This is a genomic window from Xanthobacter sp. AM11, assembly GCF_047444035.1.
GTDB lineage: Bacteria > Pseudomonadota > Alphaproteobacteria > Rhizobiales > Xanthobacteraceae > Xanthobacter.
On sequence record NZ_JBLAOA010000001.1, the window covers coordinates 2,595,842 to 2,619,123 of the forward strand.

A 23,282-nucleotide genomic window follows, 5' to 3' on the forward strand; every position below is an offset into this window, starting at 1 on the left:
CGCAAATGGGTGGGAGGAACCGGCCGGCGGCTGACGCGCCCGGGCCGGACAGACCCCGAGAGGATGGTATGAGAGCAGAGCCGGCATTTCAGGCGCCGACCCTCGAAGGGGAGGCGGAGCAGCCCGGACAGATGGACCGGGCGCAGGAAGAGCGTCGGCTGCGTCGCCTGGATTTCGCCGCCGGCGCCCTGGCGCTGGTGGCATCGGGTGCATTTCTGGTGAATGCGCTGGTGCTGCAGGCAACGCCGGCCGGCGTCCCGCTGCCGGAGGCACGCCCGGCCGGCGCCGGCTCCAGCGCGGACCGCGGGAAGGGGTCCCGCACCACCGTGCCCCTGCCGGCGCCCAATCCCACCCACGGTGCGGCGCCTGCCGGAGGGGCCACCAATGGCGCCCTCGGCTATCTCGCCATCCGCACCACCACGGCGCAGACCGCCGCGCCGCTGGTGCCTGCCACGCCGGGCACGGGAACGCCGGTGGTGGTGCATACGGTGCCCGACATCCGGGCGGACGGCACCCGCCGTCCTCCCGCCGCCATCGGCCCCGCGCCGGAGGTGACGGGCGCGGTGCGGCCGCCCGCCGAGGTGCCCGGCAGCGCGCGCATCCTGGCCGTGCAGAAAGCCCTGTCGCGGCTCGGCTACGGGCCCTTGAAGGTGGACGGGCGCCCGGGGGGCGAGACCCGCAGCGCGGTGCAGCGCTTCCAGCGCGACCGGAACCTGCCGGCGGACGGCGAGATCACCGACCGGGTGGTGCGCGAGCTGTCGTCGGTTTCCGGCATGGCGCTGAACTAGATGCGGCTCAAGAGCGCAATCTTCGTCTCGGCGCTCATCCGCCGTGCCCAGGTGGAAGGCGCCTATGCCGTGATGGTGCGGCGCGGCGCCGAGGATGCCGGCGCCATCTTCGTCAAGGTCTCGCGCCTCGATGGCACCGCGGCCCTCTACGGCCCGGCACCGCAGTCGGCATTCGACGAGGCTTCCCCCTCCGACCGCAAGTTCTCCGAGCTGGTGGCGCCCGGCCGCCCGGAGACGGATGCGGACGCACGGCTGGTCCGCGAGATGAAGTTCGATCCCGACCTCTATGTGGTGGAGATCGAGGACCGGCAGGGCCGGCATTTCCTGGATATCGCCGCCCCCTGAGCCGGCCTGCGGCGCCCCTTCCCCCCTGAGCCGCCCTGCGGCGGCCCTTCCCTATGGTCATTCGTTAAGGCGCCATTCAGGTTCGCGAAACCATAAGGGCGTCTGCGACGTTGTGGTCACGGCTCTCGGTGGAGAAGGAGGAGGGGATGAGCAACGTCATCGCGTTCCCTGCCGCGGACACGGTCCCGGTGCGACGGGAGGCGCCGAAGCGGAGGAAGCCGGACGCGCCGCTCCGCACGGGCGCCGATATCGTCATCCTGCCGGTGGTGCGCATCGAGCGGCACGATGCCCCCGCGCCCGGCACGGCGCAGCTTGGTGCGGCCGGCCGGCGCAGCCGCTAGAGAGCGATCCGATCAGCTTGCATCGCAAGCTGAGTGGTAAAACGTTCTCTATCAATAATTTAGAGACTGATTCACCGATCAGGTTGATTCAACCTGATCGGATCAGGCTCTAGAGGGTGATCCGATCAATTTGATCGGTGAATCGCCCTCTAACTCCAAGGTAGAGCACGCGCAGCGGCCCGCGCGTGAGCGAGGGTCTCGCATGGCCGGGCGCGGCGCGAAAATGCTCCCGCTTCAGTTGGCGGGGGTGCAGGACGCGGCTTCCAGCTGCCTGCGAATGAGGTCGCGCATGCCGCGCTCGCGGACGAACGCGCGAACCGACACGATCCCCTCCTGCGACGGTGACACGATCACCAGCCGGTCCGCGGCGGTGATTTCCTCGTCTTCCGGCAGGGCGGCCCGCTGGTCCGCCGTCATCAGGTCGAGCTCGATCACCTTTCCCGCCGCCTGGTCGCTGAGCGCATAGAAGGCGAGGCCCTCCGCCGTGTAGAACGACACGGAAGTATAGTCCGCCGTCGCCGGCACCCGCACCTTCAGCGCCCCCTCCGCCAGGTCGTAGAGGCACACCGCCGCCACGAAGGCGGGGTCGATCATCGGCAGGATGCTGCCTTGCGGGGTCGGGTCCGCCAGCATGACCAGCGTGTTGGCATCCGCGAGGGTGGATAGCCGCGCATAAGCGTTGCGCTCGGCCACCGCCGGCATGGCGAGAATGGACACGATGTGGGCGATGGCGCCCAGCACCACGGCGAAGGCGATGGGCAGGAGCAGGCCCGTGGGCGCCGTGAGGCGCGGACGGGGCAGCCGCCCGGCCAGCTGCCGCAGGCGTGTGGCGAAATCGGCGGCGTCCGCCCGCAGGTGGTCACGCATGGTCACGGGCAGGCCTCCCGCACGATGCGCGGCAAGGCGGCCGCATCCACCGCGCCGGAGGTGAAGGAGAAGGGCGCATCATAAAGGCGCAGCGCCACCTTGAGGCGGGAGCGTGCGCCCGTGGGCAGCCAGTTGCCGGCCCGGGCGCGGGGCGACAGGCGCACGTCGATGGCGCCGTCGGCGCGGTAGATCGCCTCGGCGCTGGTGAAGCCGTAGCGTCCGGCATCGTTGGGGATGAGGCGGCCGTCCTGGTCCATCACCGTGAGGGACCACAGGCGGGCCTGCGGCAGCACGCCGACGATGCGCGTCTCGCAGCGCCCGTCCAGCGGCGCGCCGTCATCATCGGTGCTGGCGAGGAAGAGCAGTCCGTCCGCCAGCTCCAGGGGCAGCTCGCCGGAGCGGGCGAAGGCGGCGCGGGCATAGGGGTCCGCCTTCACCGTGCCGGCGCGCGGCCAGCCTTCCCACGCCCCCGAGCGCACCACATCGAGCCCGCGCGACTGGGTTACGGAGAACCAGGTGACGCCGAGACCGAGAATGGTGGCGACGAGCAGCGTGAAGGCGAGAGGCAGCAGGCGCACGGCACGTCCAGGGCTTTTGCCGTCTTTCTAGAGCACATTGGCCGCGCGGCAAAGCGAAGCCTCGCCGCCGGGCTCAGTCCGCCCGGGCCATCTGCAGGCTTTCCAGCACCGCCCGGCTTTCCGGCGGCAACGCCATGGAGCGGCGCTGCACCGGATCGAACAGCACCACCACCGTTTCCGCCGTGGCGCAGCAGGTGCCGTCCTGAAACACCGCCTGCACCAGGGTCATGGACGACCGCCCCACGGCGGCAACGCCGGTGCCGATGTCCACCTGCCCGGGCCAGAGGATTTCCGCACGGTAGTCAAGCACCAGGCGGGCGATGACGAAGCCCGCGCCCTCCGGCGCCACGCGCCGCCGCGGGTCCAGCAGCAGGCGGGTGCGGCCGGTTTCCAGATAGGTGGAGAACACCGCATTGTTGACATGGCCGAGCTTGTCGGTGTCGCCGTAGCGGATGGTGTCCATCGCCTTGATGGGGAAGTCGTCGAGGGTGGGCAGGGGCGGCTTCGCGGCGGTCATCACGCCTGCCCTCCCAGCGCGCGCCAGCCGATGTCGGTGCGGTAGAAGCCGTCCGGCCAGGCAATGCGCGCAATGGCCTCGTAGGCCCGGTCGCGGGCGGCGGACAAGGTGGGGCCGGTGGCGGTGACGTTCAGCACCCGCCCGCCGTTGGAGACGATGACCCCGGCCTTGCGCCGGGTGCCGGCCTGGAACACCAGCACGCCGTCCTGCGCCGCTGCCTCGATGCCGCCGATGGGGCTGCCGATCTGGTGCGGGCCGGGATAGCCGCGGGAGGCATAGACCACGGTGAGCGCCGCATCCTCGGACCACAGGGGCGTCACCTGTGCCAGCCGGCCGGTGGCGGTGGCGTGGAGCACCTCCAGCAGGTCGCCGGCGAAGCGGGGCATCAGCACCTGGCATTCGGGGTCGCCGAAACGGCAATTGTATTCCACCAGCTTCGGCCCGTCGGCGGTGAGCATGAGCCCGGCATAAAGAACGCCGCGATAGGGCGTGCCGGCCGCCACCATGGCCCGGGCGGTGGGGATGAGGATTTCGTCGAGGGCGCGGCGCTCCAGCTCGGGCGTGAGCACGGGGGCGGGGGAATAGGCGCCCATGCCGCCGGTGTTGGGGCCGAGGTCGCCGTCGAAGGCGCGCTTGTGGTCCTGGGCGCTGCCGAAGAGAACCACCGTCTCGCCATCCACCAGGGCGAAGAGGCTGGCTTCCTCGCCCTCCATGAACGCTTCGATGAGAATTTCGCTGCCGCCGGCGGCGAACACCTGTTCCACCGCCTCCACCGCGTCTTCCACGGTGAGGGCGACCACCACGCCCTTCCCGGCCATCAGCCCGTCCGCCTTCACGACGATGGGCGCGCCCTGCTGGCGCACATAAGCGGCGGCCGCGGCGGCGTCGGTGAAGCGGGCGAAGGCGGCGGTGGGAATGCCGTTGGCGCGGCACAATTCCTTGGTGAAGAGCTTGGAGCCCTCCAGGCGCGCCGCCGCGGCGGTGGGGCCGAAGGCGGGGATGCCGGCCGCTTCCAGCCGGTCCACCAGCCCGGCCACCAGCGGCGCTTCGGGCCCGACCACCACGAAGTCGATGTCGTGGTCGCGGCACCAGGCGACGAGGGTATCGTGGGCCGACAGGGGAATGCCCTCGATCAGCTCCGCATGCTCGGCGATGCCCGGGTTTCCCGGCATCGCATAGAACTGGCCGAGGCCCGGGCTCTGCGCCAGCTTCCAGGCGAGGGCGTGTTCGCGGCCCCCGGACCCGAGCAGCAATATGTTCATGCGGCCTCCCCCTCGTGTGCTTATTCCTTTCGCCTATCGGCTCAAGGCCGCGCAAACAAGACCCAAGGCTCTGCGCTCGCCGCATGGGGGGATCGCCCGCTATGCTTGTACCTTATTCGTCGGCTGAGGCTGATTCGATGGTGGATGCCGCAGAACCGCGCGCCAACGCGCCAGAATGGAGCGTCTCGGAGCTTCTCCGCCGCGCTTCGCCGCACGGTTGAGGATGCCTACGGCCACGTGCGGGTGCGCGGCGAGATTTCCGGGTATCGCGGGCCGCACGGGTCGGGCCACGCCTATTTCAGCCTCAAGGACGCCGGCGCGCGGCTCGATGCGGTGGTGTGGAAGGGCACGTTCCAGCGCCTGCGGGTGCGGCCGGAGGAGGGGCTGGAGGTGGTGGCGGTGGGACGCCTGACCACCTATCCGGGCAAATCGGGCTACCAGATCGTCATCGAGGCGCTGGAATTCGCCGGTGCCGGCGCCATCATGGCCATGCTGGAGGAGCGCAAGCGCCGGCTTGCCGCCGAAGGCCTGTTCGACCCGGCGCGCAAGCAGGAACTGCCGTTCCTGCCGGCGGTGATCGGCGTTGTCACCTCGCCGACGGGGGCGGTGATCCGTGACATCCTCCATCGCCTGGCCGACCGCTTCCCGCGCCGGGTGCTGGTCTGGCCGGTGCGGGTGCAGGGCGACACCAGCGCGGCGGAGGTGGCGGCCGCCATTCGCGGCTTCAACGCGCTGCCCGAGGGCGGCGCCATCCCCCGCCCCGACGTGATCGTGGTGGCGCGCGGCGGCGGCGCCCTGGAGGATCTGCTGGGATTCTCCGATGAAGAGGTGGTGCGGGCGGCGGCGGAAAGCGCCATTCCCCTGGTTTCCGCCGTGGGCCACGAGACCGACGTCACCCTCATCGACTTTGCCGCCGACGTGCGCGCGCCCACCCCCACCGCGGCGGCGGAAATGGTGGTGCCGGTGCGGCTGGACCTGATCGCCGGGGTGGAGGATCTCGGCGCCCGCCTCGCCGTGGCCCCGCTGCGGCTGCTGGAGCGGCGGCGGGCGGACCTGCGCGCCCTCGCCCGCCTGTTGCCGGGGGTGGAGAGCCTGCTGGCCGGCCCGCGCCAGCGGCTCGACGTGGCGGGCGAGCGCCTGCCGCGGGCCCTGAAGGCCAATGCCGCCGCCCACCGCCTGCGCTTCGTAGCGGCCCGTGCCCGGCTTTCGCCGGAGGCCCTGAACGCGCGCCTCGGCCGCGGCCGGGACCGGACGGAGGCGCTGGGCGGCCGCCTTGTCCGCGCCGTCCGGGTGACGGTCGAACGGCAGGGGGCGCGGCTCCGGGCGTCCGGCCAGCTCATGCAGGCCTTGTCCTACAAGGAGGTGCTGCGGCGCGGCTACGCTTTGGTGCGCGATGCGCAGGGGCAGGCGGTGCATCGTGCCGCCAGTATCGCGCCCGGTGCCGCGCTGGAGCTGGAATTCTCCGACGGGCGGGTGGCGGTTGCCGCGCAGATGCAGGGGGAAACCGCCGCCGCCCCGCGCCCGGCGCCGCCGAAGCGGTCGCGCCGGAAGGTGGAGGGGCCGACCCTTTTCGATCCGTAGGGCGCGCGCTGCTCCCCTGGAGCCCCGCTGCGGACACGGGAAATAGCGGCCGGCCGCCGCAGCCCCTTCCGTGCTGCGGCATAAAGGAATATCGTGAGCCGACCTTGTTTCAGGATGCCTGCTGCGGTGATGAATCGATTCGAACGCTTCCCCGAGCCCCATGGCGAGGCCGAAGTCCGCTATCTCGACGGGGAATTCCGCATTCTGCGCCCCGGCAGCTTCGTGCGTTGCGCCGTCACCGGACAGGCCATCCCGCTGGACGAGCTGCGCTATTGGAGCGTGGATCTGCAGGAGGCCTATTTTGACCCGCAGGCGGTGCTGACGCGCGTGCGCGAACGCCCGGCGGGCTGAGCCTACCCTCTGGCCCCTGACGGCGCGGCGCCGGACGCCGCGGTTTCGCGTGCCGCACATCGCGCCCCGGCGCGGGAGATGAGCGTGTCCAGGGCCTGCGGGGCTTCAAGGGTCAGCGTCACCGCAAGCGTGGCGATGTTTTCGCGCAGGGTTGCGAACGCCGGGGGCGACAGGCGCGCCATATCCTTCTGCGTGGTCACAAGGCGTGCGCCGGCCTTTGTTGCCGCCGCAGCCAGATCCTCCAGCTCCCGCACGCTGTAGGGGTGATGATCGACAAAGGCGCGCCGCTCCGCGAGGTGCAGGCCCCCGGCCTCCAGGGTGGCGAAGAATTTCTCCGGCCGGCCGATGCCCGCAAAGGCGACAAGCGGCTGCCCGCGCAGGGCCTCGATGCCCGCCGGATCGGGCGCCAGGCGCCCACGCAGCACGGCGATTCCCGCCGCGTGCGCCGCCCCGGCCACCGCCTCGCCCGCGCTTCCCTCTCCCACCAGCAGCACTGCATCCGCCTGCGCCAACTGGGGCGCGAGCGGTGCGCGCAGGGGGCCGGCGGGGAGGATGCAGCCATTGCCCACGCCCACTGCGGCATCCACCACCAGCAGGGACACATCCTTGTGCAGCGAGGGATTCTGGAAGCCGTCGTCCATGATGATGTGGCTCGCTCCGCCGGCCACGGCCAGAAGCGCCCCGCCCAGGCGGTCGCCGCCGGCGACGATGGTGGGGGCATGGCGCGCCAGCAGCAGGGCTTCGTCTCCCACCTCGGCGGCGCCATGGAGCGCAGGGTCCACCCGCAGCGGACCACGCAGGCTGCCGCCATGGCCCCGCAGCAGCGCGAAGGGGCGCGCGCCCTGCGCCGTCAGCCGGGCGAGAATGGCGATGGCGGTGGGGGTCTTGCCGGCGCCCCCCACGGTGGGGTTGCCGACGCAGATGACCGGCACGCCCACCCGGCCGCCGTCCCGCCCCATGCGCCGCACGGCGATGGCTCCCACCACGGCGCCGATGGGGGAGAGGAGGGCGCTGGCGAGGCCGGCCCGGCGCCACCAGAAACGGGGCGCGGCCAGCATCAGCGGGCCTGCAGGCGGATGTGGACCAGATAGGGTTCGATGGCGGCGAGGGTGCGCTCCAGCGCGCCACCCAGCGCGGCCACCGTCGCAAAGGCGGCATCGGCGGTCTGGGTCCGCAACTGCGAATCCTTGAGGAAGGCATAGACCGCGCGGGCGAGGCCGGGCGCATCGGCGATTTCGAGGGCGCCTTCTTCCGCGTCGAGGCGCTGATAGACCTCGGCGAAGTTCCACACATGGGGGCCATGCAGCACGACGGTGCCGAGCTTGGCCGGCTCGATGGGGTTCTGCCCGCCGTGCTCCACCAGGGAACCGCCCATGAACACCACCGGCGCGCAGCGATAGAACAGCCCCATCTCGCCGATGGTGTCGGCCACGTAGAGGCCGGTCCCGGGGTCCGGCAGTTCGCCGAGCTGGCGCTGGCGGACGCCGAGCTGCACCTCCGCGCCGAGGGCCGCCACCTGGGCGCCGCGCTCGGGATGGCGGGGGGCGATGACGGTGAGAAGATTCGGCACCCGGGTGACCAGCATCTCGTGCGCCTCGATCACCGCTTCCTCCTCGCCCTCATGGGTGGAGGCCGCCAGCAATACCGGGCGCGGACCCACCGCCTTGGCGAAGCGCTGGAATTCCGCCGGATCGACGCCGGGCGGCGGCACATCGAACTTCAGGTTGCCGCAGACCTCGACGCGGGGGGTGCCGAGGTCCCGGAAGCGCTGCCCGTCCTCATCGGTCTGGGCGAGGCACAGGTCCACGCGGGACAGGAGGGCCCGCGCGCTCCGGGGCAGGCGCGACCAGCGCCGCGCCGAGCGTTCCGACAACCGCCCGTTGACGAGGACAATGGGCGTGCCGCGCCGTCCCAGCTCGGCCAGAAGGTTCGGCCACAGCTCGGATTCCGCGAGCAGCACGAGATCCGGCGCCCAGTGGTCGAGGAAGCGTGCCACGAAGCCGCGCGCATCCAGCGGCACGAACTGGTGGATGACGCGCGGCGGGGCCCGGTGCGCGGCCACCCGGCTGGATGTGAGGGTGCCGGAGGTGAGCAGCACCTGGAAGCCGCGGGCATCGAGCCGCTCGATCAGCGGCAGCACCGAGATCACCTCGCCGACGCTGGCGCCGTGCACCCACACCAGCGGACCCCGTGGCCGGGGGGTGCTGGCGCGCCCGCGCCGCTCGGCGAGCCGCGCGGGGTCTTCCTTGCCCTTGCTCACCCGGTAGGAGAGCCACGCCGGCGCAAGGAGCGCGGCAGCGGAACTCGCGCCGCGATAGAGGCGAAGGGTGAGCGGCAGCGCGCGGCCCTTCATACGTCCCTCGACCCTGCGGCGGCGATGGCCTCGGCACGGGCGGTGATCGCCTCCAGGCGCGACTGGAGCAGGTCGCGCGCGGCCTGCAGGCCGGCCTCGTCCACATCCCGCGCCACGAACACCGGCTCGCCCACCACCGCGGCGCCCGGGCCGAACGGCAGGTTCAGGCTGGCACGGTCCCAGCTCTTCAGGGTGATGCGGTTTCGGGTGGCCATGGCGAGCGGGATGATAGGGCGTCCTGAGTACCGTGCAATGGTAACGACGCCGAGCCCGGCCTTGCGGGTGATTTTGGGCACGTCCGCCGTCATCGCTACATTGATACCTTCCGCCAGCGCGTCAAGCATCTCGTAGGTGGCAGAAACCGCTCCCTTGCGATGAAAATCGCGGCGGGAGGTGGCGCCGGACCCGCGAATGGTGCCCACGCCCAGCTTCTCGGCGGCGATGGCGTTGATTTCGGCGTCGGCATGGCGGGAGATGAGCACCTTCGCCTTGTGGTGCGGCTTCATGGCAAAGGGCGCGAGAAAGTGCTGGCCGTGCCAGAAGGTCATGATGACCGGCATCCTCTCGTCGATGGTCTCGAAGATGTCGGGGGGCTCGATCACGAACCGGGTGGTGCGCGCCACCAGCTTGAAATAGGACGCAAACGTCGTCCCCGCCGCCAGCTGGAAGGCGCGGTTTGTCCTCAGTCGCCGCCACATGGGAAAGTTGGCTCGCTCATCTTGACGGACCGCGGCGCGGTCCGGGTGCGTGGGCTTCAGCAGGTCGGCTCAGTCGCCCTGCACCTTGCCGGTCTCGGGGTCGAGCAGGCGATGCAGGTGGACCACGAAATAGCGCATCATCGCGTTATCCACGGTCTGCTGCGCCCGCGCCCGCCAGGCCGCCGCGGCGCTCGCATAATCGGGATAGATGCCGACAATGTCGAGCTTGGAGAGATCCTTGAACTCGCCGCTGTCGAGCGACTTGAGCTCGCCGCCGAAAACAAGGTGCGGAAGCTGCTTGGATGCGCTGGTGTCAGTCATGATGTGTCCGATGTTGCAATGAAGGCAGGGGATGGCGCACGGCGGAAAGTGCCGCATCGTGGAGCGCCGGGCCGGCGCAGATCAAAGGGGCATGGCGGGGCACCGGCGCGTTGTAGCGGGGCACCGCGCCGTCGCGGGTGGTGAGGCGGCCGGCCGCCTCGTGGACGATGAGGTCGGCGGCGGCGATGTCCCAGTCGCTGCTGTTGCCGCCGGCGAAGGCGATGTCGATCTCGCCCGTCGCCACCCGGGCGATGCGCAGGGCCAGGGAGCGCACCCGTGGCAGGCGCTGCACCGCGGCGAAGCGGGAAAGACTGTCCATGTCGGCGGCCGGGCCGGCCACGGCGGCCTCCTCCAGCGCGGCCCGCGTGCCCGCCCGCAGCACGACGCCGTTCCGCCGGGCGCCGCCGCCGGCAACGGCGGTGAACAATTCTTCGCTCGCCGGGGCGAACAGCGCCGCCGCCACCGGGCGGCCATCCTCCACCAGCGCGGCCGAAACCGCCCAGTCGGTCCCGCCGGCCATGAAGGCGCGGGTGCCGTCGATGGGGTCCACCACCCAGAGGCGCCGGGCCGAAAGGCGGGCGGGGCTGTCCTCCGATTCCTCCGACAGCCAGCCCAGCGCCGGGTCGAGGGCGAGCAGGCGCTCGCGCAGGAAGGCGTCCACCGCCATGTCGGCTTCCGTGACCGGGGAATCGTTGCCCTTGGTCCAGGTCTTGATGCTGCGGCGGAACATGGCGAGCGCAATGGCCCCGGCCGCCGTCACCGTCTCGGCGAGCTGGCGGGCGAGGGGGTCAAGGGTCGCGGGGTCCTGCCCGTGCGGCCCGGTCATCGGCTCGGCACTTATCTCGGCACTCATGGCGAAGGCACATAGGGGCGCCCGCGCCGCGAGGCAAGCCGTCTCTTGTTGCATTGCGGCAGTCGCCGCGCTGCCATGCCGCGCGGATCAGGGCAGGAGAGGCACCAGGCTGTTGGGAATGATGCTGTCGAGGGCCAGGCCTGCGAACAGGATGAGCCCGGCGTCGCGGTTCGACTTGAACACCTCCAGGCAGCGCGTCGGATCGTCGATGTCGAGCCGTCGCACCTGCCAGTGCAGGTGCAGCGCGAAGCCGGCCAGCCCCAGGGTGGCGAACAGGCCGGTGGGCACCGAAAGGAAGGCGGTGGCGAACAGGATCACCACCAGCGCATAGCACAGCGCCACGGCGAGGGGCGTGCTGCGGCCGAACAGGAGCGCGGTGGACCGCACGCCCACGATGGCGTCGTCCTCCTTGTCCTGGTGGGCATAGATGGTGTCGTAGGCGAACACCCACAGTACGCAGCCGGCGAACAGCAGCAGGGCCGGGTCCGCTATGGTCTCGAACACGCTGGCCCAGCCCATGAGGGCGCCCCAGGAAAAGGCGATGCCGAGGATGAGCTGGGGCACCGAGGTGATGCGCTTCATCAGCGGGTAGACCGCCACCACGCCGAGGGAGGCGAGGCCGGTGACGATGGCGAAGTGCGGCAGGCTGAGCAGAACGGCAAGGCCGACCAGCGCCTGGAAGATGAGGAAGGCCAGCGCCGCGGTGACGCTCACATCGCCGCTTGCCACCGGCCGGCCGCGGGTGCGCGCCACCTGCCGGTCGATCTTGCGGTCGAGGATGTCGTTCCAGGTGCAGCCGGCGCCGCGCATGGCCACCGCGCCCACGGCGAACAGAACGAGGAGCTTGGGATCGGGATAGGGGGAATCCGCCGCAACGGCAGCCAGGGCGGTGGACCACCAGCAGGGCAGCAGCAGCAGCCACGAGCCGATGGGACGGTCGAGCCGGGCAAGGCGCAGATAGGGGCGCAGGGGCGCCGGCGCATGGCGATCCACCCAGTTGCCGCGTGCGGCATCCGCGATGGGCGGGCCCATGGACCCTTGGCTGAAACTCATCGGCTGGAACTCAATCGGGCCGCCTCACTTCAGCGCATTGCCGTTGAGCGTGTCGAACACGCCGCTGCCCTTCGACTGGCCCAGGGAATAGCCGGTGGTGATGCCGAGCGCGCTGGACAGGGAGCCCTGCGGCGGAGGCTTCGCCGCGCCGCCACCGGGCGCCACGCCGCCGTTCGCTGCGGCCTCGCACACCTTGTTGCGGATATCCACGGCCTTCTTGTTGCTGAGCTTGGCCTGCTCGATGGCCTGGGGCGGGATCTGGCACCAGTCGGCATTGTCGGTGAGGAACTTCACCCACTTGCCTTCGGCGGCGGTGTAGGCGCGGAACAGGGGGCACAGGGTCTGCGGGTCCGCCTTCTTCTTGCTGGCGGCGCTCAGCACCTTGCCCTTTTCCTCCAGCTCCTGGCGGATGGACAGGACGTCGCTCTGGCAATCCGCCCGGGCGGCACCGGCCGCGAGCGCGCTTGCAGCGAGTGCCGCCGAGATCGCGAGCGTGAGTTTCTTCATGAGGCTCTGCCCCCTCCTCGATCCACCCTGGCGGACCGTTCATGTTGATATACAGACCCCGAAGATGGGGCAATATCGCGGCGGACGGGCCGTAAGCCTTGCATACATTCCCTAACGGAGTCTCGCCGCCGGCACTTTGCGGCAGCCCGCGCCCGCCGGGGCGGTTGCGAAAAAGCGTTCCGGCGCTTGACGGGGGCGTTGCGCGTGGGTAGGTTCGCGCAACTTTCGGAAGGGATGGCGCCACAATGCGCAATTTCGTTATTCTTCTCGTAGGGAAACGCGCCACTTTCGGCCCAGCCTGACGGCTGTGTCGATAAAGGGTGGCGCGTATCGAGGGGCCTTCGGGCCCCTTCGTCGTTCTTAAGGGTCAATGTTGGCCGAAAGGCCGCGTCGGGGCCGCGGGGCCCAGCGGGAGTCCAGGACCATGAGCATTGAGATGACCGGCGCCGAAATGGTGATCCAGGCCTTCGCCGACCAGGGCGTCGAGCACATCTTCGGCTATCCGGGCGGGGCGGTGCTGCCCATTTATGACGCGCTGTTCCACCAGAACGCCATCGAGCACATCCTGGTGCGGCACGAGCAGGCGGCGGTCCATGCCGCGGAGGGCTATGCCCGCTCCTCCGGCAAGGTGGGCGTGGTGCTTGTCACCTCCGGCCCCGGCGCCACCAATGCGGTCACCGGCCTCACCGATGCGCTGATGGATTCCATCCCGATCGTCTGCATCACCGGGCAGGTCCCGACCCAGCTCATCGGCAACGACGCTTTCCAGGAATGCGACACGGTGGGCATTACCCGCCCCTGCACCAAGCACAATTATCTGGTGCGGGACGTGAACGACCTCGCGCGTGTGCTGCACGAAGCCTTCTATGTGGCGCAGAACGGCCGCCCCGGCCCGGTGGTGGTGGACATTCCCAAGGACGTGCAGTTCGCCACCGGCACCTATGTCGGCCGCGAGAACATCCAGCACAAGACCTACCGGCCCAAGCTCAATGCCGAGGCGCCGCAGATCGCGGCCGCGGTGGAGATGATCGCGGCGGCGAAGAAGCCCATCTTCTACACCGGCGGCGGCATCATCAATTCCGGGCCGGAGGCGAGCCGCCTGCTGCGCGAACTGGCGCGCCTCGCCGGCGTGCCGGTGACCTCGACGCTGATGGGCCTCGGCGCCTTTCCGGCGGCCGACCGCCAGTGGCTGGGCATGCTGGGCATGCACGGCACCTATGAGGCCAACATGGCCATGCACGGCTGCGACGTGATGGTGTGCATCGGCGCGCGCTTCGACGACCGCATCACCGGCCGCCTCGATGCCTTCGCCCCGGGTTCGAAGAAGATCCACATCGACATCGACCCCTCCTCCATCAACAAGAACGTGAAGGTGGACCTGCCCATCATCGGCGACTGCACCCGCGTGCTCGCCGATCTCCTCGCCGCCTGGAAGGGGCGCGGCCTCGCCATCGACAAGGGGGCGCTGGAGGGCTGGTGGGCGCAGATCGAGCGCTGGCGGGCGCGCAACTGCCTCGCCTATCGCGCCTCCGACGAGATCATCAAGCCGCAATACGCCATCGAGCGGCTTTATGCGGCCACCAAGGACAAGGACGTGTACATCACCACGGAAGTGGGCCAGCACCAGATGTGGGCGGCGCAGTTCTTCCGCTTCGAGGAGCCCAACCGCTGGATGACCTCCGGCGGCCTCGGCACCATGGGCTACGGCCTGCCCGCCGCCATCGGCGCGCAGAAGGCCCATCCCGGCGCCTTGTGCATCGACATCGCCGGCGAAGCCTCCATCCTCATGAACATGCAGGAGATGTCCACCGCCGTGCAGTTCGACCTGCCGGTGAAGATCTTCATCCTGAACAACAAATACATGGGCATGGTGCGCCAGTGGCAGGAACTGCTGCACGGCGGGCGCTACTCCCACTCCTATTCGGAAGCGCTGCCCGATTTCGTGAAGCTGGCGGACGCCTACGGCGGCGTGGGCATCCGCTGCGACCAGCCGGGCGACCTCGATGCGGCGATCGCCGAGATGATCAACGTGAAGCGGCCGGTCATCTTCGACTGCATCGTGGACCAGCAGGAAAACTGCTTCCCCATGATCCCCTCGGGCCGCGCCCATAACGAGATGATCCTCGGCGACATGGCCGTGGACCTCGACGCGGCCATCACCGACGAGGGCAAGATGCTGGTGTGACGGGACTGCCGCCACGGGGGGCGGGCGCGGCAGCCGCGCCGCCCCTTCACCCTCCCCCCGGGCGGGGGAGGGAGCCCATCACACATCCCCATCCTTCTTCCTTCAGGGCCCATCCATGTCCCATCCCCCCGAGCCCATCGAGCGCCACACCCTCTCCGTCCTGGTGGACAACGAACCGGGCGTGCTTGCCCGGGTCATCGGCCTGTTCTCCGGCCGCGGCTACAATATCGACAGCCTCACCGTGTCCGAGGTGAGCCACGAGGGGCACCTCTCGCGCATCACCATCGTCACCACCGGCACGCCCATGGTGATCGAGCAGATCAAGAACCAGCTCGACCGCCTCGTGCCGATCCACCGGGTGCGCGACCTCACGGTGGAGGCCTCCGCGCTGGAGCGGGAACTGGCCATGGTGAAGGTGCGCGGCGTGGGCGAGGCCCGCGGCGAGGCGCTGCGCCTCGCCGAGGCGTTCCGCGCCCGCGTCATCGACGCGACGCGCGAGAGCTTCGTGTTCGAGATCACCGGCAAGTCGGACAAGATCGACCAGTTCGCCTGGCTGATGGAGCCCCTCGGCCTCGTGGAGGTGGCGCGCACCGGCGTGGTGGCCATTTCGCGCGGGCCGGAGGCCATGTAAGAGGCACGTCTGCATTTTTCGGATTTGTCCCGGTGCCGCTCGGGTGCCGGGGCAAATCCGCATTTCCCATCGAGAAAACGCCCACAAGGAGAAAGTTATGCGCGTTTACTACGATCGCGACGCCGATCTGAACCTGATCAAGGGCAAGAAGGTTGCCGTCATCGGCTACGGCAGCCAGGGCCATGCCCATGCGCTCAACATGCGCGATTCGGGCGTGAAGGATGTCGTGGTCGCCCTGCGTCCCGGCTCCGCCACCGCCAAGAAGGCCGAGGCCGAGGGCTTCAAGGTGATGAGCCCGGCGGACGCCGCCAAGTGGGCCGACGTGGTGATGATGCTGACCCCCGACGAGCTGCAGGGCGACATCTATCGCGACAGCCTCGCCGACAACATGAAGCATGGCGCGGCGCTGCTGTTCGCCCACGGCCTCAACGTGCATTTCAACCTGATCGAGCCGCGCGCCGACCTCGACGTGCTGATGGTCGCCCCCAAGGGCCCCGGCCACACGGTGCGCTCCGAATACCAGCGCGGCGGCGGCGTGCCGACCCTCATCGCCATCGCCCAGGACGCCTCGGGCAATGCCCATGACCTCGGCCTCTCCTACGCCTCCGCCATCGGCGGCGGCCGCGCCGGCATCATCGAGACCACCTTCAAGGAAGAGTGCGAGACCGACCTGTTCGGCGAGCAGGTGGTTCTGTGCGGTGGCCTCGTGGAGCTGATCCGCGCCGGCTTCGAGACGCTGGTGGAAGCCGGCTACGCCCCGGAGATGGCTTACTTCGAGTGCCTGCACGAGGTGAAGCTGATCGTCGACCTCATCTATGAGGGCGGCATCGCCAATATGAACTATTCCATCTCCAATACGGCGGAGTATGGCGAATACGTCACCGGCCCCCGCATCATCACCGCCGAGACCAAGGCCGAGATGAAGCGCGTGCTGGACGACATCCAGTCCGGCAAGTTCACCCGCGACTGGATGCTTGAGAACAAGGTCAACCAGGCCTCGTTCAAGGCCACCCGCGCCCGCGCCAACGCTCACCCCATCGAGGAAGTGGGCGAGAAGCTGCGCGCCATGATGCCCTGGATCAAGGCCAAGGCTCTGGTGGACAAGACCAAGAACTGATCCTCATCCCATCAGGGTTCGCCCCGGAGCGGCATTGGCTGCTCCGGGGCTTTTTGTTGGCAGGCGCTCGATCAACGCTGTTATCTTGCGGTCGGCTTGGGTCCACCGGAGCGAACGCCGTGCCTACCAAGAAGCAATTGGAAGAGGCCGATCGTCTCGCAAAGACGATTGATTGGGCGAAATTCGATGCCATGTCGGACGAGGAAATCCGCGCGCACTGGGCCTGGGACAAGGACATGACCTGGCCCACCGACGCCGAACTCGCCGAATTCGATCTCGTCATCCCCGCCAAAAGCCGGCGCAAGCCGCCGAAGGAAGCGGCGGAATAGCCGCCGGGCGCTTCGCCGCCGAAGGCTCCCTCATCTCCTGAAGCTGTCCCGGCCCGCTGCTTTGCGGTGGATGCCCTGCGGCTGTCACCGTCCGGCGTCCGCATTGCCGTGGCCAGCGCGGAGCGCGGGGCAGATGATATCCGTTCCAGAAAATACTTCGAAATGAAACAGTTCAAAAGAGCTGTCGTGGCGGTGCATTTTCTAGCATGCAGCTTGGCCACGGGCAATTCGTGTCTATACTGTATTGCTATTGGTGTTTGGCGTTCATAGCCTTCTGACATTGGAGGCGTTCCGGGGCGCAATCCGGGGCGGCTTCGCATTTTAAAGCTATTCCATTCAGAGACAGGCAGATGATTGTAACGGTGATCTACGGCTCCGATGGCGGCGCCACAAAGGGCGTTGCTTCCAAGATTTCCAAGAAATGCCAGGGCCGCTCGGTCGATATCAAGGCCGCCACCAAGGCCGATTTCGAGAATTGCGAGCTGCTCATCCTCGGTTCTCCCACCTACGGCGACGGCACGCTGCAGACCGACTGGGAGGAGAATATCGACAAGCTGCGCAGCGCCAACCTGAAGGGCAAGAAGGTGGCGCTGTTTGGTACCGGCGACCAGGAAACCTATCCCACCTCTTTCGTGGATGCGATGGGCATCCTCTTTGACGAGGTGTCGGACCTTGGCGCCGTGGTGATCGGCCACACGGAGACGGCGGGCTACGATTATGTGGGCTCCACCGCCGAGCGGGACGGCAAGTTCGTCGGCCTCGCCCTCGACCTCGACACGCAATCCGGCATGACGGACAAGAGGGTGACAGCATGGCTGAGCAAGCTGCTCTAGACGGAGAGGCGGCGCCGCCTCTCCACATTCTCGCCGGCCCCCGGCTTGCCGAGGCGGCACCGGCTTCCGCAGTGCTGCGGCTTTTCCATCATCATGTCTATGAATACGGCCGGGGGGTACGTGCGCTCTTCCTGATGACCCTCAGCCGGGGCGAGCTGGCGCTGGTGGCGGCCAAGCTGCGCAACCAGGGCATCGAACATTTCGTGCAGGAGGTGAGCCCCTCCAAGGTGAACCTCTTCTTCGGCCGCCCGGCCTTCGTGGCGGTGGCGCGGGCGTTCGTCACCCGTCCGCTCAATGCCCTGTCGCCGGAAGAGGATTTCATGCTGGGCACGCTCCTGGGCTACGACCGGGAGCAGCAATGCCGGCGCTTCCTCGCCCGGTCCGGGCGCGGGATGCCGGAAGAGGCGGCGCTGGCGGCCGAATAGGCCGCGCCGCCGTCTCAGCCGGCCTGTCCCCCGTCCGCATGGCGGGTGGACAGGGGCAGGGAGGCGGTGGCGAGGAAGGAGCGGTAGCGGCGCCGCGCATCCATGGCGGTGCCGTTGTCGGCGATGGCGGCTTCCTGAAGCTCGGCGAGGGCCCACGGCCCCGGCTCCACCGGCACCGCGACGATGTCCGGCGCCGTGCGGGAGGTGATTTCGATCACATCGTAAGGGGTCAGGGCCTGCAGCGCATGGGATGCGAGCTGGCGCTGATAGGCGCGGCGCTCGGGCGAAAGCTCCTCCCACGCCTCAAGCAGCGGGTAGCGCTGCCGGGAGAATGCGTGCATCGCGCGCGCCATGCGCTCCACCATGTCCGTCGAGACCATCCCCCGCCTCTTCAACGCCGTGCTACATCAGGCCCGGGACCCCGGTTGGCCTCATGATGCGGCGCATCCCTTTACCGGACCTTGCATCGCCACGAAAGCTGCAGTCATGGTCAACATGACGTTAATCCCAAAGGCCCCGGCACACCCTCCCGGCCCCGATGGTGTGCGGCGCGAGGGGCGCACCGGCCGCCGGCATCAAAATGTTGTCTTGCCGCGCTATGCTGGCGCTGCGCTCCTTTGGCCCGGCCGGAAAAGGCGCGCAGCGCGAGTCCCGCCCGGCAGCGAATCCGTCTTCCTTCAACAGGTTGGGGGCGGCGGGGCGCTCATGGGGAGCCACGTAATGGTTCCCTACGGCCCGATCGCGCTCTTTCTTGAGTTCAGAGGGCGATTCACCGAGCAAATGGATTCAATTTGCTCGGATCGCGCTCTAGGATGCGGCCATGCCGCCGCAGGACGGGCCGGCCGCCGGGCCTTGTCGGGCCGGGCGGAGGGTGCGTCTTCCAATTCGAAGCAAGGGCGCGCTTTGCGGTCCGATCGCGGGCGATCCGGCCGGTGCGTTCCAGGAGGAGCAAAGGTGATGTCCGTGAAGCTCGCAGACCTCAAGGTGAAGCTGTTCACCGACGGGGCCGAGAAGGCGCAGATCGTGGAAATGGCGAAGCAGCCTCATATCGCCGGCTTCACCACCAATCCCTCCTTGCTGCGCAAGGCCGGGGTGACCGACTACGAAGCCTATGCCCGTGATCTGGTGGCGGCGGTGCCCGACCGGCACATCTCGTTCGAGGTCTTCTCCGACGACATCCCCGAGATGCGGGCGCAGGCGCGCGTCATCGCCACCTGGGGCGAGAACGTGCACGTGAAGCTGCCGGTCTCCACCACGCGGGGCGAGACCCTCTACGATCTGGTGCGCGACCTGGTGAACGACGGGGTGAAGGTGAACCTCACCGCCATCTTCGACGTGCCGCAGGTGGAGGAGGGCGTGAAGGCCCTCGCCGGCGGCGCCCCCTCCATCATCTCGGTGTTCGCCGGCCGCCTCGCCGACCTCGGCATCGACTATGTGCCCGCCATCTCCCGCGCTGTGGAACTGGCGCGCGCCACCACCAACGTGGAGGTCATCTGGGCCTCCACCCGCGAGGTGTGGAACGTCATCGAGGCCGATCGCCTGGGCTGCCACATCATCACCGCGCCCGCTGACGTGCTGAAGAAGCTGCCGGCGCTTGGCACGAAGACCGCGGCGGAGCTGTCCCTCGACGCGGTGAAGGCGTTCCGCGCCGATGCCCTGGCGGCGGGCCTCACGCTGGACCTCACCGGCCGGGCGGCAGCCGAGTAGTCGGCATTTGCCTCATCGCAGGGCAGGCCTCGGCATTGCGCACGCGGCCTGCTTTGCTAAACTGCCGGCAAGGCGCAGCCAGATGCTGGTCCAGCGTTTCGGCCTGAGCGCGTGTTTCGCCTTGCGGCGAGGGGATGAACATGAGGGACGAGACGCACGGGCCCGGGACGGGTCCGGAGCAGTCTTCCCGCGAGCGCGCGGCAGCCGAAGGGGCTGCGGACGGGCGCATGGCGGTCGTGCGGCGCGCACCACGCGCGCCTGCCGGTGTCCCTCTTCCCGCCGGCCCCGTCTACGCGGCCATCGACCTCGGCACCAACAATTGCCGCCTGCTGGTGGCGCGCCCCACGGCGCGCAGCTTCCGCGTGGTGGATGCCTTCTCGCGCATCGTCCGGCTGGGGGAGGGCCTCACCGGCTCCGGCCGCCTGTGCCAGGATGCCATGGACCGCGCCCTCGCCGCCCTTGAGATCTGCGCCTCCAAGATGGAGACGCGCGGTGTCACCCGGGCGCGAATCGTCGCCACCGAGGCCTGCCGCGCCGCCGACAATGGCGAGGATTTCTGCGCGCGGGTGGAGGCGCGCACCGGCCTCACCCTCGAAGTCGTGGACCGCCGCACCGAGGCCGGGCTCGCGGCCACCGGCTGCGCTCCCCTCGTGGACCCCACCTGTGATGGCGCCGTGCTGTTCGACATCGGCGGCGGCTCCACGGAAGTGGTGTGGCTCGGCCGCCGTTCCGCCGGCGACGACGGGCCGCCGCGGGCGCGCATCCGCTCCTGGGTTTCCCTTCCGGTGGGTGTGGTTTCCCTGTCCGAGCGTCATGGCGGGGTGAAGGTTTCCCCCGAGGTGTTCCGGGCCATGGTGGACGAAGTGTGCGCCATGCTGGACGGCGTGCGCCAGAGCTGGGGCGTGCGCGCCCCGGGGCGCCTGCACCTGCTCGGCACCTCCGGCACGGTGACCACCGTTGCCGGCATCCATCTGGGCCTGGAGCGCTACGACCGGACCCGGGTGGACGGTGCCTGGCTGGGCGCCGGCCATATCGAGGAGGTGGTGGAGCGGCTCATGGGCATGTCGTTCGAGGAGCGGGTGGCCAATCCCTGCATCGGCGCGCAGCGCGCCGATCTGGTGCTGGCCGGCTGCGCCATCATGGAGGCGGTGCGGCGCATTTTCCCGGCGGAGCGGCTGCGGGTGGCCGATCGCGGCCTGCGCGAAGGCATGCTGGTGCAGCTCATGCGGGCCGACGGGGCGTGGCGTCGCGGCCGGCCGGAAACGGGCGCAGACCTTTCGCGCGGAGACAATTGCGCGTGACCACTCCCCCCCGCGGGCCGGACGGCCGGCCCCTGAAGGTGCGCGTGAAGACCTCGCGCGGGCGCACCACTTCTTCCCAGAAATGGCTGCAGCGGCAGCTCAACGACCCCTATGTGGCGAAGGCCAAGCGCGAGGGCTGGCGTTCCCGCGCCGCCTTCAAGCTCATCGAGATGGACGAGAAGGCGCGCCTTTTGAAGCGCGGCATGCGGGTGGTGGACCTTGGCGCGGCGCCCGGCGGCTGGAGCCAGGTGGCCGCGAAGAAGATCGGGCTCGATGAAGGGCACGGCAAGATCGTGGCCATCGACCTTTTGGAGATCGACCCCATCCCCGGCGTGGTCTTTGCCCAGATGGACTTCCTCGCACCGGAGGCGCCGGAGCGGCTCGTCGCCATGCTGGGGGGCGAGGCCGATCTCGTCCTGTCGGACATGGCGGCCAATGCCACCGGCCACAAGAAGACCGACCATCTGCGCATCGTCGGCCTGGTGGAGCTGGCGGCCGATTTCGCCCGGCAGGTACTGGCCCCGGGCGGCGCCTTCCTCGCCAAGGTGATCCAGGGCGGCACCGAGGGCACGCTGCTGGCCGATCTGAAACGCGATTTCGCCCAGGTGAAGCACATCAAGCCCGCCGCCAGCCGCGCCGATTCGGCCGAACTCTATGTGCTGGCCACCGGCTTCCGCAGGCAGGCGGAAGCAGAGGCCGACGCGGCCGACGACGGGCGGGAGAGCGGGGAGCGCTGACACCACCTCCTCCGCATGAGGACCCCGGGAGGATCACGGGCGTTTCAGGGGGCATGTGGCTCAGGGTGCGCGCCCCTCAGGGGGCCGGCGATACTTCGCTGCGCGGGTCGGCAAGGTCCGGCTTGCGTCCGGTCAGTTCGGCGCCCGCATCCTTCGGCAGCCGCAGGAAGTAGATCACGCTCATCAGGCTCACCAGCGACACCACGATGAAGGCGGCGGCGAAATCGCCCTGCGTCAGGCTGGTCTCGCCCCGCTCGGCGCGCAGGGTCTCCAGCACGAAGCCGGCGAGGGCGACGCCGCAGGACAGGGAAACCTGCTGCGCCACGCTGGCGAAGGAGGTGGCGCGGCTCATCTCCTGCGCCTCCACCTCGGCATAGCTCAGCGCGTTCAGTGCCGTGAACTGCAGCGAGCGCAGGAAGCCGCCTGCGAGCAGGGCGCCGATGATGGCGAGATGGGGCGTCTGCGGCGTGAACAGGCCGTTCACCGCGATGAAGCCGGTGCACATCAACGCGTTCACGATCAGCACGTTGCGGTAGCCGAGCCGCCGCAGCAGGGGCGCCGCCGTGAACTTCATGGCCATGGCGCCGGCCGAGGCGGCAAACGTCAGCAGCCCCGAGGCGAAGGGCGTGAGGCCGAACGAGAGCTGCAGCATCAGCGGCAGCAGGAACGGGATGGCGCCGATGCCCACCCGGAAGAAGGAGCCCCCGACGACGCCGGCCCGGAAGGTGGCATGGCGCAGCAGGCGCAGGTCCAGCACCGCGTGGGGCGTGCGCCGGGCATGGCGCCGGTAGAAGACGAGGGCGACCACGCCGATGCCGGCCGCCGCTGGCGCCACCCACGCCGGCACCAGCGCCTGCCCCAGAACCGCGAAGCCGAAGACGAGGCCCGCCAGGCCCACGCCGGAGAGCACGAGGCCCTTCAGGTCCAGCGGGGGAACATCCTCCTCGCGCACATTCTCGATGAAGCGGGTGGCGAGATAGACCCCGAGCACGCCGATGGGCACGTTGATGAAGAAGATGAGCCGCCAGTCGAAATAGGTGGTGATGAAGCCGCCGATGGGCGGGCCGAACACCGGCCCGAGCAGGGCGGGAATGGTGAGCCACGCCAGCGCCGAGACCAGCTGCGACTTGGGCACCGAACGCAGGATGACGAGCCGGCCCACCGGCACCATCATGGCGCCGCCCATGCCCTGGATGATGCGGTAGAGCACGAAATCGACAAGGGAGGTGGAGAGCCCGCACAGCACCGAGCCCACCGTGAAGATGACGATGGCGGAGCGGAACACCGTGCGCGCGCCATAGCGATCCGCCGCCCAGCCGCTGGCCGGGATGAACACGGCAAGGGACAGAAGATAGGAGGTCAGCGCCAGCTTGAGCGCCACCGGGTCCTCGTGGAGATCGGCGGCGATGGCCGGCAGCGAGGTGGAGATGACGGTCGAATCCACCTGCTCCATGAACAGGGCGCAGGCGACGATGAGGGGGATGAGCACTTGCTGCGGCATTGCCCGAAAAGGCATGGCGTGTCCCGGAAGGCGCGCGCCGGGGCAGGAAAGCGCGTTCGGCCGTGCCCTGACTTACGTGCTCGCACCGCCGCAATCAACCG

Annotated in this window: 26 protein-coding genes and 1 pseudogene; 14 read left to right on the top strand and 13 right to left on the bottom strand. The window is 69.4% G+C overall.

Features of this window, described 5'->3' with window-relative positions; all coding sequences use genetic code 11:
• The first annotated feature begins 68 nt into the window (after nucleotides 1-68).
• The 3 genes from ACI7BZ_RS11925 to ACI7BZ_RS11935 all read left to right on the top strand — a co-directional run bounded on the left by ACI7BZ_RS11925 (nucleotide 69) and on the right by ACI7BZ_RS11935 (nucleotide 1,474).
• On the top strand, nucleotides 69-788 hold the full coding sequence (locus tag ACI7BZ_RS11925; RefSeq protein ID WP_414117369.1) for a peptidoglycan-binding domain-containing protein: 720 nt from the start codon (nucleotides 69-71) through the stop codon (nucleotides 786-788).
• Complete coding sequence (locus ACI7BZ_RS11930; protein WP_414117370.1) at nucleotides 789-1,133, top strand: DUF1491 family protein; 345 nt, start codon at nucleotides 789-791, stop codon at nucleotides 1,131-1,133.
• A gap of 146 nt (nucleotides 1,134-1,279) precedes the next feature.
• Nucleotides 1,280-1,474, top strand: coding sequence for a hypothetical protein (locus tag ACI7BZ_RS11935; RefSeq protein ID WP_414117371.1), 195 nt, complete (start codon nucleotides 1,280-1,282; stop codon nucleotides 1,472-1,474).
• A gap of 234 nt (nucleotides 1,475-1,708) precedes the next feature.
• Here the strand turns inward: ACI7BZ_RS11935 and ACI7BZ_RS11940 are convergent, their stop codons facing one another.
• The 4 genes from ACI7BZ_RS11940 to purD form a co-directional block, all read right to left on the bottom strand.
• Nucleotides 1,709-2,341, bottom strand: a complete 633-nt coding sequence (locus ACI7BZ_RS11940) for a DUF1254 domain-containing protein (RefSeq protein WP_414119153.1) — start codon at nucleotides 2,339-2,341, stop codon at nucleotides 1,709-1,711.
• A gap of 2 nt (nucleotides 2,342-2,343) precedes the next feature.
• Nucleotides 2,344-2,919 carry a DUF1214 domain-containing protein gene (locus ACI7BZ_RS11945; RefSeq protein ID WP_414117372.1) on the bottom strand — a complete coding sequence of 192 codons (576 nt, stop codon included), beginning with the start codon at nucleotides 2,917-2,919 and terminating at the stop codon, nucleotides 2,344-2,346.
• Nucleotides 2,920-2,992: 73 nt separating this feature from the next.
• Nucleotides 2,993-3,436, bottom strand: a complete 444-nt coding sequence (locus tag ACI7BZ_RS11950; RefSeq protein WP_414117373.1) for an acyl-CoA thioesterase — start codon at nucleotides 3,434-3,436, stop codon at nucleotides 2,993-2,995.
• Entirely contained in the window at nucleotides 3,436-4,698 is a 1,263-nt protein-coding gene (gene purD / locus ACI7BZ_RS11955; RefSeq protein ID WP_414117374.1) for a phosphoribosylamine--glycine ligase, read from the bottom strand. Before purD ends, ACI7BZ_RS11950 begins: the two co-directional genes overlap by 1 nt.
• Before the next feature lie 137 nt (nucleotides 4,699-4,835).
• Here purD and xseA point away from each other — a divergent pair.
• Nucleotides 4,836-6,279: pseudogene (xseA, locus tag ACI7BZ_RS11960) on the top strand (exodeoxyribonuclease VII large subunit).
• A gap of 129 nt (nucleotides 6,280-6,408) precedes the next feature.
• A complete protein-coding gene (locus tag ACI7BZ_RS11965; RefSeq protein WP_414117375.1) occupies nucleotides 6,409-6,630 on the top strand; it encodes a DUF2093 domain-containing protein in 222 nt (73 codons plus the stop codon).
• 2 nt (nucleotides 6,631-6,632) lie between these two features.
• On the opposite strand, the gene lpxK is transcribed toward ACI7BZ_RS11965, so the two are convergent.
• The 7 genes from lpxK to ACI7BZ_RS12000 all read right to left on the bottom strand — a co-directional run bounded on the left by lpxK (nucleotide 6,633) and on the right by ACI7BZ_RS12000 (nucleotide 12,415).
• Complete coding sequence (lpxK, locus tag ACI7BZ_RS11970) at nucleotides 6,633-7,685, bottom strand: tetraacyldisaccharide 4'-kinase (RefSeq protein ID WP_414119154.1); 1,053 nt, start codon at nucleotides 7,683-7,685, stop codon at nucleotides 6,633-6,635.
• A 2-nt stretch (nucleotides 7,686-7,687) separates the two neighbouring features.
• A complete protein-coding gene (locus ACI7BZ_RS11975) occupies nucleotides 7,688-8,983 on the bottom strand; it encodes a 3-deoxy-D-manno-octulosonic acid transferase (protein ID WP_414117376.1) in 1,296 nt (431 codons plus the stop codon).
• A complete protein-coding gene (locus ACI7BZ_RS11980; protein ID WP_414117377.1) occupies nucleotides 8,980-9,681 on the bottom strand; it encodes a lysophospholipid acyltransferase family protein in 702 nt (233 codons plus the stop codon). The genes ACI7BZ_RS11975 and ACI7BZ_RS11980 overlap by 4 nt, the downstream gene beginning before the upstream one ends.
• A 69-nt stretch (nucleotides 9,682-9,750) precedes the next feature.
• Nucleotides 9,751-10,002, bottom strand: a complete 252-nt coding sequence (locus tag ACI7BZ_RS11985) for a DUF4170 domain-containing protein (protein ID WP_414117378.1) — start codon at nucleotides 10,000-10,002, stop codon at nucleotides 9,751-9,753.
• Nucleotides 9,995-10,855: a 3'(2'),5'-bisphosphate nucleotidase CysQ gene (locus tag ACI7BZ_RS11990; RefSeq protein WP_414117379.1), complete on the bottom strand. Its 861-nt coding sequence runs from the start codon at nucleotides 10,853-10,855 to the stop codon at nucleotides 9,995-9,997. Before ACI7BZ_RS11990 ends, ACI7BZ_RS11985 begins: the two co-directional genes overlap by 8 nt.
• Nucleotides 10,856-10,942: 87 nt before the next feature.
• Nucleotides 10,943-11,887: a 4-hydroxybenzoate octaprenyltransferase gene (gene ubiA / locus ACI7BZ_RS11995; RefSeq protein ID WP_414117380.1), complete on the bottom strand. Its 945-nt coding sequence runs from the start codon at nucleotides 11,885-11,887 to the stop codon at nucleotides 10,943-10,945.
• 45 nt (nucleotides 11,888-11,932) lie between these two features.
• Nucleotides 11,933-12,415 (bottom strand): hypothetical protein, encoded by a 483-nt coding sequence (locus ACI7BZ_RS12000; RefSeq protein WP_414117381.1) that lies wholly within the window; start codon nucleotides 12,413-12,415, stop codon nucleotides 11,933-11,935.
• A gap of 424 nt (nucleotides 12,416-12,839) precedes the next feature.
• Here ACI7BZ_RS12000 and ACI7BZ_RS12005 point away from each other — a divergent pair, with 424 nt between their 5' ends.
• The 6 genes from ACI7BZ_RS12005 (at nucleotide 12,840) to ACI7BZ_RS12030 (ending at nucleotide 17,935) form a co-directional block, all read left to right on the top strand.
• Nucleotides 12,840-14,600, top strand: a complete 1,761-nt coding sequence (locus tag ACI7BZ_RS12005; RefSeq protein WP_414117382.1) for an acetolactate synthase 3 large subunit — start codon at nucleotides 12,840-12,842, stop codon at nucleotides 14,598-14,600.
• A 115-nt stretch (nucleotides 14,601-14,715) separates the two neighbouring features.
• Nucleotides 14,716-15,231: an acetolactate synthase small subunit gene (gene ilvN / locus ACI7BZ_RS12010; RefSeq protein WP_414117383.1), complete on the top strand. Its 516-nt coding sequence runs from the start codon at nucleotides 14,716-14,718 to the stop codon at nucleotides 15,229-15,231.
• A gap of 97 nt (nucleotides 15,232-15,328) precedes the next feature.
• Complete coding sequence (ilvC, locus tag ACI7BZ_RS12015) at nucleotides 15,329-16,348, top strand: ketol-acid reductoisomerase (protein WP_414117384.1); 1,020 nt, start codon at nucleotides 15,329-15,331, stop codon at nucleotides 16,346-16,348.
• A 119-nt stretch (nucleotides 16,349-16,467) separates the two neighbouring features.
• Nucleotides 16,468-16,677: a hypothetical protein gene (locus ACI7BZ_RS12020; RefSeq protein ID WP_414117385.1), complete on the top strand. Its 210-nt coding sequence runs from the start codon at nucleotides 16,468-16,470 to the stop codon at nucleotides 16,675-16,677.
• A gap of 350 nt (nucleotides 16,678-17,027) precedes the next feature.
• Nucleotides 17,028-17,510: a flavodoxin FldA gene (fldA, locus tag ACI7BZ_RS12025; RefSeq protein ID WP_414117386.1), complete on the top strand. Its 483-nt coding sequence runs from the start codon at nucleotides 17,028-17,030 to the stop codon at nucleotides 17,508-17,510.
• The gene (locus ACI7BZ_RS12030) at nucleotides 17,489-17,935 is read left to right on the top strand and encodes a DUF2023 family protein (protein ID WP_414117387.1); all 447 of its coding nucleotides are present in this window, start codon (nucleotides 17,489-17,491) and stop codon (nucleotides 17,933-17,935) included. The genes fldA and ACI7BZ_RS12030 overlap by 22 nt, the downstream gene beginning before the upstream one ends.
• A 14-nt stretch (nucleotides 17,936-17,949) precedes the next feature.
• Here the strand turns inward: ACI7BZ_RS12030 and ACI7BZ_RS12035 are convergent, their stop codons facing one another.
• Entirely contained in the window at nucleotides 17,950-18,315 is a 366-nt protein-coding gene (locus ACI7BZ_RS12035; RefSeq protein ID WP_414117388.1) for a hypothetical protein, read from the bottom strand.
• A 577-nt stretch (nucleotides 18,316-18,892) separates the two neighbouring features.
• Between ACI7BZ_RS12035 and ACI7BZ_RS12040 the strand changes: the two genes are divergently transcribed.
• From ACI7BZ_RS12040 to ACI7BZ_RS12050, 3 genes are all read left to right on the top strand, one after another.
• Nucleotides 18,893-19,642 carry a transaldolase family protein gene (locus ACI7BZ_RS12040; protein ID WP_414117389.1) on the top strand — a complete coding sequence of 250 codons (750 nt, stop codon included), beginning with the start codon at nucleotides 18,893-18,895 and terminating at the stop codon, nucleotides 19,640-19,642.
• A gap of 227 nt (nucleotides 19,643-19,869) precedes the next feature.
• Entirely contained in the window at nucleotides 19,870-20,943 is a 1,074-nt protein-coding gene (locus ACI7BZ_RS12045) for a Ppx/GppA phosphatase family protein (protein ID WP_414117390.1), read from the top strand.
• Complete coding sequence (locus ACI7BZ_RS12050; protein ID WP_414117391.1) at nucleotides 20,940-21,680, top strand: RlmE family RNA methyltransferase; 741 nt, start codon at nucleotides 20,940-20,942, stop codon at nucleotides 21,678-21,680. Before ACI7BZ_RS12045 ends, ACI7BZ_RS12050 begins: the two co-directional genes overlap by 4 nt.
• 76 nt (nucleotides 21,681-21,756) lie before the next feature.
• Here ACI7BZ_RS12050 and ACI7BZ_RS12055 read toward each other — a convergent pair whose 3' ends face one another.
• On the bottom strand, nucleotides 21,757-23,196 hold the full coding sequence (locus ACI7BZ_RS12055; protein WP_414117392.1) for an MFS transporter: 1,440 nt from the start codon (nucleotides 23,194-23,196) through the stop codon (nucleotides 21,757-21,759).
• Between the last annotated feature and the right edge of the window lie 86 nt (nucleotides 23,197-23,282).

What these genes read in the sequence shown, in the direction of transcription:
- ACI7BZ_RS11925 (WP_414117369.1), top strand. Translation starts at nt 69, where the DNA reads ATGAGAGCAGAGCCGGCATTTCAGGCGCCGACCCTCGAAGGGGAGGCG.
- ACI7BZ_RS11930 (WP_414117370.1), top strand. Translation starts at nt 789, where the DNA reads ATGCGGCTCAAGAGCGCAATCTTCGTCTCGGCGCTCATCCGCCGTGCC.
- ACI7BZ_RS11935 (WP_414117371.1), top strand. Translation starts at nt 1,280, where the DNA reads ATGAGCAACGTCATCGCGTTCCCTGCCGCGGACACGGTCCCGGTGCGA.
- ACI7BZ_RS11940 (WP_414119153.1), bottom strand. Translation starts at nt 2,341, where the DNA reads ATGCGTGACCACCTGCGGGCGGACGCCGCCGATTTCGCCACACGCCTG.
- ACI7BZ_RS11950 (WP_414117373.1), bottom strand. Translation starts at nt 3,436, where the DNA reads ATGACCGCCGCGAAGCCGCCCCTGCCCACCCTCGACGACTTCCCCATC.
- purD (WP_414117374.1), bottom strand. Translation starts at nt 4,698, where the DNA reads ATGAACATATTGCTGCTCGGGTCCGGGGGCCGCGAACACGCCCTCGCC.
- ACI7BZ_RS11965 (WP_414117375.1), top strand. Translation starts at nt 6,409, where the DNA reads ATGAATCGATTCGAACGCTTCCCCGAGCCCCATGGCGAGGCCGAAGTC.
- ACI7BZ_RS11975 (WP_414117376.1), bottom strand. Translation starts at nt 8,983, where the DNA reads ATGAAGGGCCGCGCGCTGCCGCTCACCCTTCGCCTCTATCGCGGCGCG.
- ACI7BZ_RS11980 (WP_414117377.1), bottom strand. Translation starts at nt 9,681, where the DNA reads ATGTGGCGGCGACTGAGGACAAACCGCGCCTTCCAGCTGGCGGCGGGG.
- ACI7BZ_RS11985 (WP_414117378.1), bottom strand. Translation starts at nt 10,002, where the DNA reads ATGACTGACACCAGCGCATCCAAGCAGCTTCCGCACCTTGTTTTCGGC.
- ACI7BZ_RS11990 (WP_414117379.1), bottom strand. Translation starts at nt 10,855, where the DNA reads ATGAGTGCCGAGATAAGTGCCGAGCCGATGACCGGGCCGCACGGGCAG.
- ubiA (WP_414117380.1), bottom strand. Translation starts at nt 11,887, where the DNA reads ATGGGCCCGCCCATCGCGGATGCCGCACGCGGCAACTGGGTGGATCGC.
- ACI7BZ_RS12000 (WP_414117381.1), bottom strand. Translation starts at nt 12,415, where the DNA reads ATGAAGAAACTCACGCTCGCGATCTCGGCGGCACTCGCTGCAAGCGCG.
- ACI7BZ_RS12005 (WP_414117382.1), top strand. Translation starts at nt 12,840, where the DNA reads ATGAGCATTGAGATGACCGGCGCCGAAATGGTGATCCAGGCCTTCGCC.
- ilvN (WP_414117383.1), top strand. Translation starts at nt 14,716, where the DNA reads ATGTCCCATCCCCCCGAGCCCATCGAGCGCCACACCCTCTCCGTCCTG.
- ilvC (WP_414117384.1), top strand. Translation starts at nt 15,329, where the DNA reads ATGCGCGTTTACTACGATCGCGACGCCGATCTGAACCTGATCAAGGGC.
- fldA (WP_414117386.1), top strand. Translation starts at nt 17,028, where the DNA reads ATGATTGTAACGGTGATCTACGGCTCCGATGGCGGCGCCACAAAGGGC.
- ACI7BZ_RS12030 (WP_414117387.1), top strand. Translation starts at nt 17,489, where the DNA reads ATGGCTGAGCAAGCTGCTCTAGACGGAGAGGCGGCGCCGCCTCTCCAC.
- ACI7BZ_RS12035 (WP_414117388.1), bottom strand. Translation starts at nt 18,315, where the DNA reads ATGGTCTCGACGGACATGGTGGAGCGCATGGCGCGCGCGATGCACGCA.
- ACI7BZ_RS12040 (WP_414117389.1), top strand. Translation starts at nt 18,893, where the DNA reads ATGTCCGTGAAGCTCGCAGACCTCAAGGTGAAGCTGTTCACCGACGGG.
- ACI7BZ_RS12045 (WP_414117390.1), top strand. Translation starts at nt 19,870, where the DNA reads ATGGCGGTCGTGCGGCGCGCACCACGCGCGCCTGCCGGTGTCCCTCTT.
- ACI7BZ_RS12055 (WP_414117392.1), bottom strand. Translation starts at nt 23,196, where the DNA reads ATGCCTTTTCGGGCAATGCCGCAGCAAGTGCTCATCCCCCTCATCGTC.